Origin of the sequence: Streptomyces rubrogriseus (genome assembly GCF_027947575.1) — a bacterium.
Classification (GTDB): Bacteria; Actinomycetota; Actinomycetes; order Streptomycetales; family Streptomycetaceae; genus Streptomyces; species Streptomyces rubrogriseus.
Window position 1 is genome coordinate 5,453,631 of sequence record NZ_CP116256.1, and the last position, 16,368, is coordinate 5,469,998.

Here is a 16,368-nt window from a genome sequence, read left to right on the forward strand (position 1 = left end):
GGGCCTTCCCGCCGGGCTTCCGGCCGGGTTCGGCTCACCGGTGCCAGAGGTCGCGCCGCAGGGCCGCCTCCGTGCCGGTGAGGTAGACGGCGGTGGCCAGCCACTGGGCCGCGTACTGGTCCAGGTCGTCCCCGGCCGGGCGGCCGAAGGCGTCCCGTGGACGGCGGGCGGCCACCGCGCCGAGCGCGGCGAACAGGTCCGCGCCGGTGGCGAACCCGCCGCGGCGCAGCGCGGCGGCGTGGGCGCCGCGGTCGCTGTCGCGCGCGGGTTCCGCGGTTGCTCGGCGTCCGCCCGTGACCGCCAGTTCGACCAGGTCGCGCACGCGCCGCAGCGGCGAGTCGACCGGACTGGCGTCGGCAGCGGCGAGCGGGGCCGGTGACGGGGCCGGGCCGGGAGCCGCTGCCGGGAAGTGCGCGTCGCACAGCCGGTCGTAGCCGAGGTCGGCACGGTCCCGCCAGTCCTCCGGGAGGCGGAGGGTCGCCGCCCCGGGACCGGGAACCGGCCCGACGGCCAGTGGGCGCAGGGTCGTGACCCGGTCGGGGTCGACCCGCCCGAGCACCCGTACCCGCAGCCCCGGGCACGCGCCCAGTCGCCGGAGGTTCGCGGTGTGCGCGAGGGCGGGATGCCGGTGGGCCGGTGCCAGCCGGACGGCCGGCCCCGGACCGTCGCCGGTGTCGATCCGGGCCAGCACCGCCTCGCCGTCCGCGGCGACGATCTCCACGTCGCACCCGGTCAGCGGCGGGGCGTCCCCGGTCCGGTCGGCGGCGGCGGCCGCGAACGCGAAACCGGCCCAGGGGCGTCCGGCGGCGAACGTGGCCCGGACGCCGGGCTCCGCGAGCAGGCGGCCGTCCGGGGCGACGACGGCCCCGGTGACGACCAGACCACCGCGGGACAGCCGTTCGTGATCGCTCAGGAAGGACCGGACGGCGACGTGGGCGGTGCCGGCGCGGCCGGCTCGCTCCGGTCCCCCCGGCGCTACGTCGGGGAGGGTGTACCAGTTGCCGGCGTCGTCGACGAGATGGGTGAGGACACCGCCCAGGGCACCGGGTCCGACGACCGGTTCCCGGCAGACGCCGTAGAGGCGCAGCGGCCCGTCGGGGCGGTGGTGGTGGACGACGGCGCCGATCAGGCCGGGGTCGGGGTCGGCCGCCTTCAGCCGGTGGGTGACGAGGAGGAGTTCCCGCAGGGCGGCGACCGACTGGGCGGGCCGCTGGACCCGGTGGGCGCCCTGCGGGTCGCGCGCGTCGCGCAGGTGGCGTACGACGTCCAGGGCCGCGCCCTCCGCACGGTGCAGGCCGGCCAGGCGTGCGGTGTGCGCGGCCCGGAGCAACTCGGCCTGCGCGACCGCGCCCGCCGCGGTCATCCCGGCCGCCAGGACGGCGGCGGCCGCCGTCCACAACCCTCGGCGGCGCGGACCTGCCCGGCGGAGGGGCCGCGCGCGGGAAGGGCGACCGGCGCGGTGGGCGGAGGCGTCTGGGCCGGCGGAGCCGTCTCGGCCGGTGGGGCCGGGTCCGCGACCGGGGCGGCGCCCAGGGCGGCGGTGCGGTGCAGGCAGCGCGGGGACAGGAGGCAGGTGCAGCGGGCCTGGTCCGGCGAGGTGATCGTGCCGGACGGGCCGGGGGTCAGGGTGACCAGCGCGTCCTCGCCGCAGCGGATGCCGTAGGTGCCGTCCTCGGCGGCGTCGGCGGAGGTGGCCGCCAGCGACTCGACGGCCGCGTCCAGTCTGCGGCGCAACCGGGTGGACAGGCCTTCCACCGCGGCGGCGAACACCTCCGGCGCGACCGGCGGCAGCGAGGGGGCGGTGCCCGGACGGGAACGGGTCATCGGGCGGCTCCACGGACCTGCGCGCCGACCCAGCGGGCGAGCGAGAGCGGGCCGAGGGCGGCCACCGGCATTCCGGCGGCCACGAGTCGGCGGGTGACGGGCACGGAGTAGCGGGGCGTTCCCCCGCCGTCCAGCGCGGCGCAGCCCAGCAGCCGGACGCCGGCGGACACCAGGGCCCTGACCTCGGCCAGCAGTCCGTCGACCGCGGCACCCTCCTCGAAGTCGCTGACGACCACCACCAGGGTCCGGTCGGGCACCTTCACCAGGGAGCGGGCGTGGGCGAGACCGGCCGCGATGTGCGTCCCGCCGCCGACCTCCACCTCGAGCAGCAGCGAGAGCGGGTCGGCGACCAGACCGGTGAGGTCGGCGACCTGGGTGCTGAAGGTGAGGAAGTGGGTGGAGAGCATGGGTGCTCCGCCCAGGACCGCGGCGGTGAGCGCCGACCAGACGACCGAGGTCTCCATGGAGGCGGAGACGTCGACGACCAGGATCAGCCGCCAGTCGTTCTGCCGTGCGGTCCTGGTCCGGAACACCGGCCGCTCGGGGACGACTTCGACCCGCCCGTCCTCCCGGCGGCGGATGTGCGCGAGGTTGGCCCGCAGCGTGCGGGGCAGGTCGAGGGGGCCGCCGGGGCGGCGGGTGGGGCGCGGGGTGGTCAGGCCCGTCAGGGTGGGGCGCAGGCGGGTGGCGAGTTCCCTGGTGAGTTCCTCGACCAGCCGCTTCACGAGCGGCCGCAGGCTCGCCACCCGCTGCTCGGGCATTCCCCTGGCCAGGGTCAGCACGGCGGACAGCAGTTCCACGGAGGGCCGTGCGGAGGCCGGGTCGAGCAGGGTGATGGCGTCCGTACGGCCGTCGGCGACGGCGCGTTCGAGGACTTCCTCCCGGATCTCCGCGCCGAACAGCGTCCGGAGGTCCTCGGCCCAGTGCCGGACGCTGGGCCAGCTGCGCGCTCCGCCGCCGGTCCGGTCGTCGTCGCTGCCTCCGGAGGGCCCGCTCGCGCCGGGTTCCGGTTCGCCGCCGTCCCCGCCCTCTTCGGTCTGCCGGCTCTCCTCGTCCGCCTCCTCGCCCTCCCGGTCGAAGAGTTCGTCGAGTGCCCGGGCGTACGGCCGCAGGGCCGCGGGGAGTCTCGCGGTGTCGCGGCCGAGCAGCAGCCGCCAGCGGTCCGCGGGCCCTAGCCGCGGGGCGCCGGCTCCGTGCGGGGTCTCGGCGCCGGAGGGCTCCGTCCGCGGCGCGGGAACCGACGTCTCTCCCGCGTCCTTTGCCGCCGGGGCGCTCACCAGGTCCGCCAGGCCCAGCTCCCGGAGCAGAGTGAAGCCCTCTCCGTCGGCCGCGGCCCACCGCCCGACCAGCGCGGCCGGCGCCGGGAGCCGCAGGTCGGGCCGGTCGCCCAGGCGGTCGGAGACGGCCGCGAGGACACGGGTCCGGCCCTGCGGGGTGAGCGCCCGGAAGCCGCCGCGCAGGGCGTACAGCCGGTCGAGGAAGCCGCGGTCGCTCATGGTCTCGACGCGCTCGAACAGCGGGTCGAGGGCGGTGGACGCGGACTCGATCAGGAATCCGGCCGCGACCAGCACCCCGGTGAGCCGGCGTTCCAGCCGTCGCCGTCCGTCGGGCCCGGTCGCCGTGTCCACCCAGCCGGCGAGCCTCGTCCCGAGCAGGTCCGAGCCGTCGAGGTCCAGCAGTACCCGGGCGGCCTGGGCGGCGCCCTGGAGGAGCGGGGAGCCGCTGCGGGAGAGCGCGTACAGCTCGCCGTCCAGCCGCAGGCCGAGCCGGTCCGCGGCGCTGCGGACGGCGAGGGTGACGACCGCGACGGCGTCCCGGGTCTCGTCGCTGCCCGCCAGCCCCGGCAGGAGGCGGACGGCGGCGTCCAGCAGGAGGCCGGCGAGCCGGGCCGCCCGGATCCGGACGGGTTCGCTGGTGCCGGGCAGGTGCCGTCGGTGGATGGACTCCAACAGGTCCAGGGTATCGAGGAGTTCGGGCAGTGCGGCGGCGCCCGGCAGGACGCGCTCGGCCTCGGTGAGGCCGTCGTGGAGCAGGTCCGTGAGGGCGCACCGGGCCGCGGCCCCCAGAAGGGCGACGACCCGGGCGGGGGTGACCCGCCCGGCCTCGGCCGCCCTGCGGTGGTTTTCCCGGAGGGTGCCGTCGGCCGCCTGGGCGGCGGTCACCCCGCGCACGCCGACGAGGTCGAGGCGGGCGGCGACCGACGGGGTCCAGGCGGCCCGCCACCGGGTGGTGAGCGCACCGCCCTCCCCGGCAGCGGTCACCTCGACGGGCTCCGCGTAGCCCACCCCGCACTCCCGCAGGCGCTGGAGCAGGATCTCGCGCCGGGCGTCGAGCGTGGTGCGCAGCGGCGTGAGCCGGAGGTCCCGGCCGCCCGGGTCGGGCGGGCCGGGCAGCCGCAGCGCGGCCAGTTCGGCCTCAACCCAGGGCCCGAGTCCGGAGCGGGGGGTGCCGGGCGCGAGGCGGCCGCGTCCCGTGCCCACCAGGACGGCGCCCAACTCCCGGTCGAGGGTCCGGCCCCGGCCGAGTACGGACGTCACCGCCTCCACCAGTTCCCGGCGGCCCGGTGCGGGCAGACCGCGCAGGGTGCCGAGGTCGCCGGCCATCCGCAGCGCCTCGACGGCCTCACCGGTGCCCGCCGTGTCGCCGGACGCGCGGATCTCCCGGCACACCTCGGTGAGGAACCCGGCGGCGGCGGCACGGACGCGGCCGGGGTCGCCACCGGCGTCGAGCACCGCCTGCCGCCAGCGCGGGGCGCGGATGCCGGCGGGGTACCCGGAGCCGGGGTCCAGCTGGGCGAAGGCGTACGGCACGAGGGACGTGACGACCGGGGAGCCCGGCCCCGGGTCCGGCGCGGTCTCGGCCACCGTCCCCCAGCCGCCCTCGTCGGACAGTCCGGGTACGTGGAAGGCGCCGATCACGGCCGCGACCCGGCGCTGCCCCCGGGCGGCGAGGGTCCGGCGCATGTGTGCCTCGCGGGCGAGGTCACCGGCACCGATCCCGGTGTGGGCCGCGGTGTCGTCGCGCAGCGCCCGCCCGAAGGCGAGGGCGGCGCGGCGCACGGCCTCGGGAGCGCTGCCCGGCGCCAGTGCCTCGACGGTGCGGTCCCACAACTCGTCGGCGTCGACCGCGGTTCCGTCCGGCGGTCCGCACGACCATGCCCGGTCCGCCAGCGGCAGGTCGCAGCAGACCACCTCTGCGCCCCGTTCCCGCGCCCAGCGGATCGCCGCCAGCTCCGGCGAGAAGTCGGCGAGCGGGTAGAGCTCCAGCCGGCCGTCCTGGTGGGCACCGCTCAGGGCCACCGGCGCCACGGTCCGCGGATCGGCGAGGTACGGCAGCCAGGGCTGGAAGTCGGTCGGCAGTTCCACGCAGACGACCTCGGCGTCCGCGGCGTCCAGCAACCGGGGGACGGCGACCGCCAGTGCGGGACTGTGGTGGCGTATGCCGATCAGGTACGGCTGCGTGTCAGCCGTAGGCACCACCACATCGGTGGCGGTCTCTTTGCGTGCGGTCATGGGTCCAGGTGCGTGGGCGTGCGGGGGAGGCGGTGGGGACGGCCGCCCGACGGCCGTCCCCACCGGTGGCGGAGGTCAGCGGCGGCGCCTGCCCGGCCGCGGCACCTCCAGTTCCTCCAGGCGCGGCCCGTCCCCGTCCTGGATGCGCTGCCAGGCCTCGCGGTACAGCCCGGCGACCGGCCGGGTGGGCACGACGACCCCCAGGACGGGCGCCTCGCCCTCCAGCAGGTCGTACATCGGCAGCTTCCACCGCTCCAGGGGGAGGTGCGGGTTCGGCGGCTGGGTCCAGCCGCCGGGCAGGAACAGCGAGCGTCCGGCCTTGGCACGGCTGCCCTCGACCACGAGGTCGGTGGCGGCCAGTTCGGCGCGGGCCGCGCGGAGCCTGGCCGTTCCGCCGCGCTGCCCGCCCCAGCCGGTCCAGCGGGCGGTGTTGCGGTCGGTGGGGTCCGGCATGGCGAGCAGCATCAGGTAGAGGACGGCGGCGTCCTCGCCGATGCCGTACCGCTTGGCCGCCTCGCCGACCAGGTCGGGCACCGAGCGGGCGGGGTCCTGGGGCCACCACAGCCCGTCCGCGTCGCACTCCCCCGCCATCGGCCGGCCCGGGTCGGCGAGCAGTTCGGCGAACGGCCGGTCGTGGACCAGGCGCAGTGCGGTCTCCTGGGCGTTCGGCCGCTCGCCGGTGTACAGCGCCGCGAGGTGGGGGTCGTGACCGGCGGCGTCCAGCAGCGCCGGTCGGATGGCGGGGAGCGGTTCCGTCCGCTCGGTGCCCAGGACGACCGCGCCGTGGCGTTCGAAGCCGTCGCCGGTCTCCGCGGGGTCTCCGGCGGCCCGCCGGAACGCCTCCCAGTCGATCCCGCGCCGGTCGACGGCGAGCAGCAGACCGGGGTGGGCCAGTCGCTCGCGCAGTGCGGTCAGTACGCCCGGCAGGATGGCCCGCAGCGGGTCGCCGGACGGGAGCCGGTGTGCGAGCCACGCGGCCAGGGCCACCGACCCCTTGAGGACCGAGCTGTCGAAGCGGGGTGCCTGCTCGGCGGTCTCCAGGTAGTAGCGGCCGAAGCTCCAGGTCAGGTCCGTCGTCAGACGGGGCTCGGTGGCCAGGTCCGCGAAGCCCCGCAGGGCGTCGGCGGGTGCCCAGCCGACGGGTTCGACGGCGCGGACGGCGTCGTGCAGCACGTCTTCGGGCAGCGGGGTGCGTCTGCCCAGCCGCTGGTTCCAGACCTCTGCCGCGCGGGCGGTGTCGGGGCCGTGCGTCCAGAGCCGGGAGGGTTCGGTGGGCAGCAGAGCGGCCACCACGGCCCGCAGGGCGGCGCTGTCGAGCTGTCTCAGCTCGTCCTTGGACACGCGGGCGTCGGCCGACTTCACCCCGATGACCTTGAGGGTCGCGGAGGGCACGCTCGCGCGCTTGTCGTCGGTCTGCGGCATGCCGGCGAGCACCAGCCGGGCCATGGTCGGGGTGACGCCGGTGAGCCGGGAGAACTCCTCGGCGGCCTCGGGGCGCCAGGGCACGGGGCCGCGCTCGGCCAGTTCGGCGCGGAGGGCGGCGACCCAGCCGGGCGCCCGGGCCGGCTCCGGCACGAACGGCTCCTCGGACACCGGCGTGTAGGGGGCCGGCGTCTCGAAGCGGCCGGACGGGTCGTGGTAGGCCGCGCCGTAGTGCTTGCCCTTGACCTCGTGGGGTCCGTACTCGCGGACGAACTGGTACCAGTCGTCGGGGAAGACGAGGAACGCGCCGCCCTCCAGGTTGAGCACGGTCCCCCTCGTGTACCCGTAGGTGTCGCCCGGCCCGTCGAAGGTGTCGGGGTCGAAGGCCAGGTGCACCCGGCGCCAGTGGCCGGGGTCCAGCTCCGTCAGCCCGTGCGCGTCCAGTTCGCCGAGGAAGGTGTCCAGGGCCTGCCGGTGCTCCTCCACGGTGGCTTCCGAGGCCGCCCGGAGCGCCAGTACGGCGGGCAGTTCGGGCAGCGCCAGTCCGTTGAGGTGCTCCAACGGCTCCTGCTTGGCGAGCGACAGGTGAAATACGCCCGCGGGAGCCGGTTCGGCCAGTCCCTTCATCGACCGGGCGAGGAGCTGCGGCAGCTCGAAGAGGCTGTGCTGGAAGTCGTAGTACCAGCGTGCGTCGCGTTCGGTCAGGCCGACGCCGTTCAGCGCGGAGGCGAGCAGGCGGTCGCCGAGCGCGGGCCGCGGTTCCTCCGGGGTGACGCCCCGGACCGCCGAGTCCAGCCGGGCGAGCAGCCCGTCCAGGACGCGCTGCTGCTCGGCGGCGTAGCGCGCCACGCCGGTGATGCCCCGGAGCAGCGCCTCGTCGCCGACCTCGGGGAAGAGCGTGCGGACGGGTCCGAGCACCGCGTCCCGGTCCGCCGCCCCGTCCCCGGCGGTCTCGGCGACGGCCGCCGCCAGCAGTGCCGCCGCGACGTCGTCGCCGACCCGGCGGAGCGCCGCGGAGCCCTGCGGGTCGCGGGGCCGGAGCAGGTGCCAGTAGCGCAGGGGCGGCAGCAGAGGGGTGCCCGCGGAGAAGGGACCGGCTGTCTGATCACGATTGAAGCGGGCGAGCACCGCGTGGTCGGAGTCTCGCAGTTGGAGGTCGCTCGACCATCGCATCACGGTGACGACCCGGTCGGAGCCGGGGAAGACCAGCGCGTTCTCCGGGCTCCCGCCCACGCGCCACGGTACGACGACCGAGCGGCCGGCCAGGTCCTCCCCCTGCTGCGAACCATCAGGCCGGATGATCACCCGCCAGCCGAGCAGCCCGTCCACCGGGGCGCACACCGGGCCCGGTTCGGCGGACGGGGCGGGCAGCAGCCACGTGGTGCCGAGGGTGCTGCCCTCCGGTGCGGCGCGCAGCCCCTGGGCGAACCAGTCCGGACCGCCGCGCTCGCCCATCGTGTCGTCGGCCGGGTCGTAGGCGTGCCAGGTGCTGTTCTGCCGGCGGGACCAGTCGTCGATCCAGACCCAGTACGAGGTGCCGTCACCGATCACCCGACGGCGCCACGGGACGTGGGTGTCCCCGGGCCGCAGCACGCGGTAGCCGCTGGTCCTGCCGCCCCCGGCGAACGGGAGGGAGACGGGCGGCATGCCGTTCGTCCCGCCGCTGCCGTCCGCGTGGCAGGCGTAGGAGGAGCGGACGTCGCCGACGAGTTCCGTGGGCGGCGAGATGCCCGTGTCGGGGTGGTACCAGTAGCCGTGCGAGGTGGACGTGGCGGACACGTACCAGGAGACGAGCAGTCCGCCGTCCACGTACCGGACGTCGGGGCGGTCCGCGTCGTCCGGCAGGCGCAGTTCGTGACTGAGGACCGTGCCCCGCGCGCCGAGTACCCGCGCGTACGTGCCGTCGAGGACGACGAGGTACGGCCATGCCTCGGCCACGCGTGTCGCGCGGGCCCTCTCCGGGGAGGCGGCGGAGCCGATCGCCTCGTCCCAGGCGGGCCAGCCCAGTTCGTCGACGATCCCGTTGCGCAGGGCGCGGGCGAGCACGGGCGCCATGCCGGTGCCCAGGGCGTCCCGGACCTCCTGCTCGGCGGTCGCCATGATCTCGCCCGGCAGCCAGTTCAGGGTCTCGAACGGGCCGCTGTTGAGGGCGAAGTCGCCCAGTCCACTGGTGAGGTAGCCGCGGCTGACCCCGGCCACCCATTCGGCGAGCATCGGGCGGCCGCCCGGCGACTCGGCGAGCCGGGTCACGGTGCGCTTGTCGATGCCCTCGCGCTCGTAGGTGGGGCAGCCGCTCTGGAACACCTCCCGGAAACGGGTGTCGGCCTCCAGGGCGAGGAGGTCGCGCCGTTCGTCGAGGTCCGCCCAGTCCTGGAGGTTGAGCCACGGGCGCTCCTCGGGGTCCCCGACCGGGATGGCCAGGGCGAGGAGCTGGTCGAGGAGGTTGACGTCGCCGACGGGGGGCGGCAGCGTGCCGCCCTCGTCGTGCAGTTCGGCGCGGAGGGCACCGGCCATGCGGTCGAGGAGGGGGTACAGCCCGGACGGCGCGATGCTCCGCTCGTGGGTGCGGCACAGGGCGAGGAACCGGCGGGTCCAGCCGGCGGTGCCGTCGGGCGACCGGGCCTCGGCGGGCAGCGTGGCGTCGCACAGTCCCTCGGTGGCGCCGGTCTTGTCCAGCAGGTCGAGCCACTGTCCCAGCTCCTCGTGCTCCCACTCCGAGGGGAGCAGTCCGAGCAGGGTGCCGCGGGCGGCGGGTTCGCGCCGGGTCAGTTCCAGCAGGGCGGCCCGGTGCGCCTTCCACCAGCCGGGCGGTGCCTTGCGGGTGCCGGGCAGCGGCAGCACCTCGCGCAGGTAGGCCATCTCCTCGGCGAGGGCGTTCCTGCCCGCGACGGCCTTCGCCAGCCTGCGCAGATCGCCCGCGCCGGGGCTGGACGGGGCCACGCCGTGCGCGGCGAGCCGGACGAAGAGCCCGCGCAGGTGCCGGAAGGCGGTGGCGGCCGGCACCCGGGACGAGAGTCCCTTGGCGTAACTGGAGAGCACCTTGGTCGGCATGGCGTCGGCGAGGGCGAACTCCAGGAACACCGCGTCCATGCGGGCCTCGTCGAACGGCAGGGCGTGGGCCGTCTCGGCCTTGCGCGCGTTGACGAACATCTGCGAGGCGTAGGCCTTCTCGCCGGCGGCCAGGAACACCCGGCCGGCCTCCTCGTAGAAGGTGGGCAGGAAGTGCGGCACGGAACCCGCGAGGCGGGCTCCGATCGACTCGTAGGTGGCGCGGGCCCGCTTCGCCCGGGAGCGCACCGTCCTGGCGACCTTGTTCATCTCCTCGACCAGGGACATCGCGAGGTGGCCGTCGGTGGGGTGGCGGACCAGCACCCACTCGGGGAAGCCCATGGCCCGGTGCTGTCCGACGCCGACCTCGACCGGCTCGCCCACGGGCAGCAGCCCGAGGAACCCGCCGCCGTCCCCGCCTGCCGGGTCTCCCGCGGCGGGTTCCGTGCCGGACGGGTCGGCGGGCGTCAGGCGTACGACGATCCGGTCGTCCAGCCCCGGATGCCGGTAGGCCCGGGTGAACACGGGCACGGCGCGGTCGCCGCCCCCGGTGGTGCCCGGCGGCAGTACCGCACCGGCGCGCAGCAGCTCCTCCACCTCAGCCGCCGCCCCGTCCCGGGTCGTGCCGTCGCTCATGATCGTGTGCCTTTCGTGGGTGTGGTACGTACCGCCGCTGTGGCGTTCACTCGGCGCCGTCCGTGGGCACGGTGCGCCCGGCGTGCAGGGCGGCTGCCATGCGCATGCCCTCGGACCAGGCGACCGGGCCGACCTCGCGCAGCGGGAGGTTTCGGTACTCGTCCTCGTGGCTCCAGACCAGAGCGCCGGTCCAGGCCTTCTCCTCGGTGTACGGGTCGCTCATGCCGACGGAGACGGTGACGATGCGCCCCGCGTCCCGGACGCGGTCGACGATCCGGCCCCCGGAGACCTGGTAGCCGAGGGACGTGGCACGGGCGGAGAGGTGGAACCACGAGCGGTACTCGGCACCCGCGAACTCGGTGACCACGTCGGTGTCGCCGTCGCAGGAGTCCCCGGGCGCCGGCCAGGTGGCCCGGTGGATCTGCTCCACGCCCTGCACCACGCCCGACTCGGCGGCGAACGTGCGCAGTTCCTCCAGGTCGGGGAGGAGGACCGGGTGGGGCATGGTCACCGTGCGGGAGGTCAGGCGGACGGTCTCCCCGTCCAGGTTCACCACCCGCAGTCCCTGCGACTCGTCCGCGTCGCGCAGGAAGCCGACCTCGTCGGGGCCCTCGCCGACCACGACGATGTCCCGCAGGGCCGCCTGCCATGCCTCGTCGGGCCAGACCCGCGCGAGCAGCCCGGTGGGCACCGGGAGCGAGGACACCATCCAGTTGTCGACCTGCGCCGCGCACTCGGCGGCGTGCCGGTCCAGCCACTCGGCGAAGCGCTGGAGTTCGACCACCTCGGGGCGGTCCCGTATCTCCGCGGGCAGCGTCCGCTCCCGCTTGCCCTCCGCCGGGGACTTCGCGGACGCGGGCCGCGCCACCACCCGGCCCTCCACCAGGGCGACTTCGTACGTGTCGCCCGCTGCCAGCCAACCCATCAGCTCTTCGCCTCTCCCACTACTAGGTACACACGGCACAGCACACGGGGCCCTGAATCGGCACGCTCCGCTGTGGCGTTGGCCAAAGACTAGGGGCACCCACCGACAGCCACGGGAGTCGACCGCGCGGTGCCTTTCGCGCCAGATTGGACAGCGGCGGTTTTCGGCCGGGCCCGCTGCCGCCCGGACCGCGGGCCGGGCGGGCCCGGCTGGCGGGCGCGGCCGGCCCCGGGCGGCGGAACCCGCCCTGGCCAGGACGCCAGTGGCCGCGACGCGAAGCCGGCGGACTCTCGTCGGTTCCCGCACGGGCCGAAGCCGTCCGCGGATTGGTGTGTTATCCGCCCTTCTTCGCTGCCGCACCCGTCTCGACCGTCCCCCGACAAGGCTCTGACGACGGCGAATTGCCTCCGATGCGGTTCGCACGTGCGTACGTGTCGTGTTCCGCCGTCCCGGATGGGGGCACATGGCCGATGGCGCGGGGGCGCGCGGAGCCCGGCGGCCCGAACGGGGCCGCCGCTGACAAGGGGTGGGGGAGATGGTTCGTATTGCCGTGGTGCACGACGAGGAACTGCTGCGGTCGGCACTGGTGCAACTGCTCAGATCCGACGACACGCTGGACGTGTCGTCGCACTGTCTCGACGCCGACGGTCCGGAGCTGACCGGGGCGTTGCCCGCCGACGTCTGCGTCGTGGACGGAGAGTGCCTGACGGGGCCGGAGGACGCGGGAGCCGGACGCCTGCGGGCCCGGTACGGGGACCGGCTCGTGGTCCTGGCGACCGCCAAGCGGCCGGGAGTGCTGCGCCGGGCGTTCGACGGAGGCGCCCTCGGGCTGGTCGACAAGAACGCCCCGGCCCATCGGCTGATCACCGCCGTGCACACGGTCGCCCAGGGCGAACGCTTCCTGGACGAGACGCTCACCGTGGCCCTGCTGAAGGGCGCGGAGATGCCGCTGACCACGAGGGAACTGGGCGTGCTGGCCCTGGCTTCCCAGGGGGCGCCGATCGCCGAGATCGCGGCGCGTTTGCACTTGTCCCGGGGGACGGTCCGCAACTACATGGCCACGGCGGTCCGGAAGGTGGGTGCCCGCAACCGCGTCGACGCGATCCGCATCGTCCAGAGCGCCGGCTGGACCTGACGCGTCATGAGTTCCAGTGCCCCGTCAGGTCCCGGTAGAGAGGCGAACGGCCCAGCAGCTCGGCGTGCGTTCCGCACTGCGCCCGTACGCCGTCCAGCACCAGGATCCGGTCCGCACGGACGGCCGAGGACAGCCGGTGCGCCACCACGACCAGGGTTCCGGACCGCCCGGCGAGGGCCTCCTCCGCGCGGGCCTCGGAGGCCGGGTCGAGATGGCAGGTGGCCTCGTCGAGCAGCAGCAGGGGGGCGGGCGACAGGTACGCGCGGGCCAGCGCGACCAGTTGCCGCTCCCCCGGCGAGAGCTCGGCGGGGCGCACCGTGGCGTCCGGCCCGCCCAGCCGCTCGACCAGGGGCGCGAGACCGAACACGTCGATCGCCGCTCCGAGTTCGGCCCGGCTCGCGTCCGTCCTCAGGTACGCGAGGTTGTCGCCGACGGTGCCGGAGAACACGTAGGCGTCCTGCGGGACCAGCACCCGGAGTGCGGCCAGCTCGGCGGCGGGGCGCCCCGTCACCGCGCGGCCGGCCACGCGTACCTCGCCGCGGCTCGGCGCGAGCGTTCCCGCGACGAGGCGGGTGAGGGTCGACTTCCCGATGCCGCTCGGGCCCACGACGGCCAGGTGTTCGCCCGGCGCGACGCGCAGGTCGAGCGCGTCGAGCACGGGCTCGGCGCGGACGCCGTAGGACAGGGTGACGGCCCGCAGTTCCACCGCCGGGGCCGCGGCGGTGTGCACCGCGAAAGCCGCCGCCCCCGGTGCGCTCGCGGTGCTCGGCCCCGACTCCACCCCCGGCCCCAACCCCGACTCTGGCCCCAACTCCGGCTCCGGCTCCGGCTCCGGGCCGAGGATCCGGTCGAGGACGACCAGCAGCCGGGACCCCGCCGCGCCCAGTGCGGTCATCAGGGTGTGCAGGGCGGGCAGCAGGGACTGGACGAGGTAGGTGAACGCGCCGAGCAGCGCCCCCACGCTCACCCCGCGCCCGCGCAGCCACCCCACCGCCACCAGCAGCGCCAGCACGGGCAGGTGGCCCGCGACGCCGAGCGCCGCCGTGCGCACCGCCGCCCATCCGGCCAGCGTCCGGGCCGCCGCGGCGGCATCGGCGACCAGTTCCGCGCCGCGCCGCTCCACCCCGGGCCCGGTCCCGCAGGCGGCGAGGTCCCGCAACGCCGCCCGCGCGCTCGCCGCGTGCTCACCCAACGCCTCGTCGGCCGCCAGGGCCCGGCGCTGGGCGGCCGCCATGGGCCGCAGCGTGACCAGGAACAGCGCGAGCCCGGCCGCCAGCGGGGGCAGCACCACCACGAGCAGGGCCGGGTGCAGGGAGAGCAGGCCCAGCAGTGCGCCGGCGGCGGTGAAGACGAAGGACCGCAGGGTGAGGACGAGACCGGCGAAGCTGTCCCGGGCGATCTCGACCTGGTTCGTCAGCCGCGAGACGGCCGCGCGGTCCGTCCCACCGGGGCCGCCCGGCGCCGCCCGGGCCATGGACCGGTCGACCGCGCGCCGCACCAGGCCGTCGCGCAGCGGCTCCGTCACCCCGGCGAGCTGCGCGAACACGCCCCGGACGACCCGGGCGCCGGACAGCACGGCGACCAGCGCGACCCCGAGCCACAGCAGTCCCCGGCGCGGATCACCGGCGAGGAACCCCTCGTCGACGGAGCGCGCGACCGCGTGGCCGACCAGGAAGGCCTGCCCCGCCTCGGCCAGCGACCAGAGCCCGAGCCGTACCAGCACTCCCTTGCGGTGGGCGAGGAAGCGGCGGGCCGGCGGCGCGAGGCGGCGCAGCGACCCGGCCTCGGCGGACGTCACGGGCGTGCCTCTTCGGGCTCGGGACGCCGGACGGCCCCTGGGACGCTCCCGCCGACTCCGGGACCGGGACCTGGACCTGGACCTGGACCGGCATCAGCACCGGCATCGGCTCCCGCGCCGGCGCCGGCGCCGAAGACCTCCCGGTACCCCGCCGTGTGCCACAGCTCGCGATGGGTTCCCACGGCACGCACCTGCCCGTCCTCCAGCCAGAGCACCAGGTCGGCCCGGTCCGCGACCGACGGGCGGTGCGCCACCACGAGCCTGGTCCCCGGCCGCACCGAGCGACGCAGCGCCAGGTCCACCTCGTGCTCCGTGGCGGTGTCCAGACTGGACGTGGCGTCGTCCAGCACCAGCAGCCGCCCGGCGTGCGCGAAGGCCCGCGCCAGTCCGAGCCGCTGGTGTTCCCCGCCCGAGAGTGGTGCCCGCGGCAGCGGGGTGTCGTAACCGTGCGGCAACCGGCGTACGAAGCCGTCGGCGCCCGCCGCCCGGGCGGCTTGGCGTACCCGCTCACGCGACGGCCGCCGCGCCCCGGTGGCGATCGCCTCCGCGACCGTGCCGTCCCCCAGTACGGGGCGTTCGAAGGCGTACGCCACCTCGGTGCGCAGCGCCTCGTGCGTCAAGCGGTCGAGCCGGACGCCGTCCAGCAGTACGTGTCCCTCGTCGGGGTCGATCAGCCGTCCCGCGACAGCCGCCAGGACGGACTTGCCCGCCCCGCTGCGGCCGACCACCGCGACCGTGCTGCCGCCCGGCACCCGCACGCCGTCGGCGCGCAGCACCTCCCTGCCGCCGCGCAGCACGCGCACCCCGCACAGTCGCAGTTCTCCCGGACCGTCCGGAGGCAGCCGCCGCGTGCCGTACGCCGTGGCGGGCATCCGTTCCAGCTCCCGGGTCCGGCGCCGTGCCTCGCGGGCCCGGACGATCGCCCCGAGCAGGGACGCCGCCGCGCCGACACCGGCCGTGAGCTGCGCGTACCGGCCGACGGCGAGCAGGTCCCCCACGCTCAGTTCGCCGGCCGCCAGCCGCAGCCCGCCGACGGCGGTGGCGGCCAGCGTCAGCAGCGGGACCAGCACACCGCTCCGGCCGAGCGCCCGTCCGTGCAGCGCCCACATGTGCCGGCCCTGGGCGGCCAGTTCCGCCAGCGGTGCCAGCACACGGGCCCGCTCCCGTCCGGCGGTTCCCGCGGCGCCGATCGTGTCCGCGCCCTCCAGGGCTTCCAGCAGCCGGGAGGCGATCAGGGACTGGGTGCGCTGGTAGGCGGCGACCGTGGCGCCGGTGTCGCGGGCGAAGGAACGCAGCAGCAGCGCCAGGGCGGGCAGACCGGTCAGCACGCAGAGCGCCACCCACACGTCGACGAACGCCAGCGCCACGAGGGCCCCCAGCGGGGTGATCAGTGAGGCGGCCAGCGCCGCGCGGGCCGCCGGAGCGCCGCCCGCGTCGGCGGCGTTGAGGGTCAGCCGGGTCCCGATGTCGCCCGGCGGGTACGGCCGCGCCTGGTCGGGGGCGGTGCGCAGCAGGCCACGCAGGGCGCGGGTGCGGACGGACGCCGTCCAGGTGGCGTTGCAGCGGCCGGTGAACAGCGAGGTCGCGCTGTCCAGCAGCAGTTCGCCCAGGAGCAGCCCGGCGCTCAGCGGGAGCCACCATCCGGCGTCGCCGTCGCGCAGGAGCAGATCCAGGGTGCGGCCGAGGGCCAGGGGCTGGGCCACCGCCGCCACGGCCGCCGCGGCCGAGCACAGCAGGACCAGGGCTTCCAGGGCTCGCCCCGGCGCCCGCGACGGCACGGGCCTGCTCTTTCGCACCGGTGAGGACCTCCGTACGTCGTGCGCGGGCAGGCGTCGGCGCCCCGGGCCGGAACCCGGGGCGCCCGCGCCCGGCGACATGGCTCACCACGTCGCCGTGGCCGTCAACCCCTGTGTCAGTTACAGGTGGTGATGCTCAGGCTGCTGTCGCCGCAGAGCAGGAGGCTCGCGCGGCTGCCGGTCTCGACGTCGCCCATGGCCTCTTCCTTGGGGGTCTCCATCGACTGCAGGTCGAACAGGTTCATGACGCATTCCTTTCGTTCGGCAAGGGG

The 16,368-nt window shown here is 76.2% G+C and carries 9 protein-coding genes; 1 reads left to right on the plus strand and 8 read right to left on the minus strand.

The window, feature by feature from the left end; all coding sequences use genetic code 11:
• Positions 1 to 34: 34 nt before the first annotated feature.
• From Sru02f_RS24970 to Sru02f_RS24990, 5 genes are all read right to left on the minus strand, one after another.
• Positions 35 to 1,363 carry a hypothetical protein gene (locus Sru02f_RS24970; protein ID WP_373103547.1) on the minus strand — a complete coding sequence of 443 codons (1,329 nt, stop codon included), beginning with the start codon at positions 1,361 to 1,363 and terminating at the stop codon, positions 35 to 37.
• Positions 1,360 to 1,824, minus strand: a complete 465-nt coding sequence (locus Sru02f_RS24975; protein WP_373103550.1) for a hypothetical protein — start codon at positions 1,822 to 1,824, stop codon at positions 1,360 to 1,362. Before Sru02f_RS24975 ends, Sru02f_RS24970 begins: the two co-directional genes overlap by 4 nt.
• Positions 1,821 to 5,336, minus strand: coding sequence for a DUF5682 family protein (locus tag Sru02f_RS24980; protein ID WP_109028643.1), 3,516 nt, complete (start codon positions 5,334 to 5,336; stop codon positions 1,821 to 1,823). The genes Sru02f_RS24975 and Sru02f_RS24980 overlap by 4 nt, the downstream gene beginning before the upstream one ends.
• Positions 5,337 to 5,411: 75 nt before the next feature.
• Positions 5,412 to 10,442, minus strand: coding sequence for a DNA-binding protein (locus tag Sru02f_RS24985; RefSeq protein ID WP_109028642.1), 5,031 nt, complete (start codon positions 10,440 to 10,442; stop codon positions 5,412 to 5,414).
• A 46-nt stretch (positions 10,443 to 10,488) separates the two neighbouring features.
• On the minus strand, positions 10,489 to 11,367 hold the full coding sequence (locus Sru02f_RS24990; RefSeq protein WP_109028641.1) for a DUF4132 domain-containing protein: 879 nt from the start codon (positions 11,365 to 11,367) through the stop codon (positions 10,489 to 10,491).
• 526 nt (positions 11,368 to 11,893) lie between these two features.
• Here Sru02f_RS24990 and ramR point away from each other — a divergent pair.
• On the plus strand, positions 11,894 to 12,502 hold the full coding sequence (ramR, locus tag Sru02f_RS24995; protein ID WP_159107478.1) for a two-component system response regulator RamR: 609 nt from the start codon (positions 11,894 to 11,896) through the stop codon (positions 12,500 to 12,502).
• Positions 12,503 to 12,506: 4 nt separating this feature from the next.
• Here ramR and Sru02f_RS25000 read toward each other — a convergent pair whose 3' ends face one another.
• The 3 genes from Sru02f_RS25000 to ramS are packed head-to-tail and all read right to left on the minus strand — an operon-like array spanning position 12,507 to position 16,341.
• A complete protein-coding gene (locus Sru02f_RS25000; protein WP_109028639.1) occupies positions 12,507 to 14,300 on the minus strand; it encodes an ATP-binding cassette domain-containing protein in 1,794 nt (597 codons plus the stop codon).
• A complete protein-coding gene (locus tag Sru02f_RS25005) occupies positions 14,297 to 16,177 on the minus strand; it encodes an ABC transporter ATP-binding protein (protein WP_109028638.1) in 1,881 nt (626 codons plus the stop codon). The genes Sru02f_RS25000 and Sru02f_RS25005 overlap by 4 nt, the downstream gene beginning before the upstream one ends.
• A gap of 35 nt (positions 16,178 to 16,212) precedes the next feature.
• Positions 16,213 to 16,341, minus strand: coding sequence for a mycelium formation morphogenetic lantipeptide SapB (gene ramS, locus Sru02f_RS25010; RefSeq protein WP_003972313.1), 129 nt, complete (start codon positions 16,339 to 16,341; stop codon positions 16,213 to 16,215).
• Positions 16,342 to 16,368: the final 27 nt, after the last annotated feature.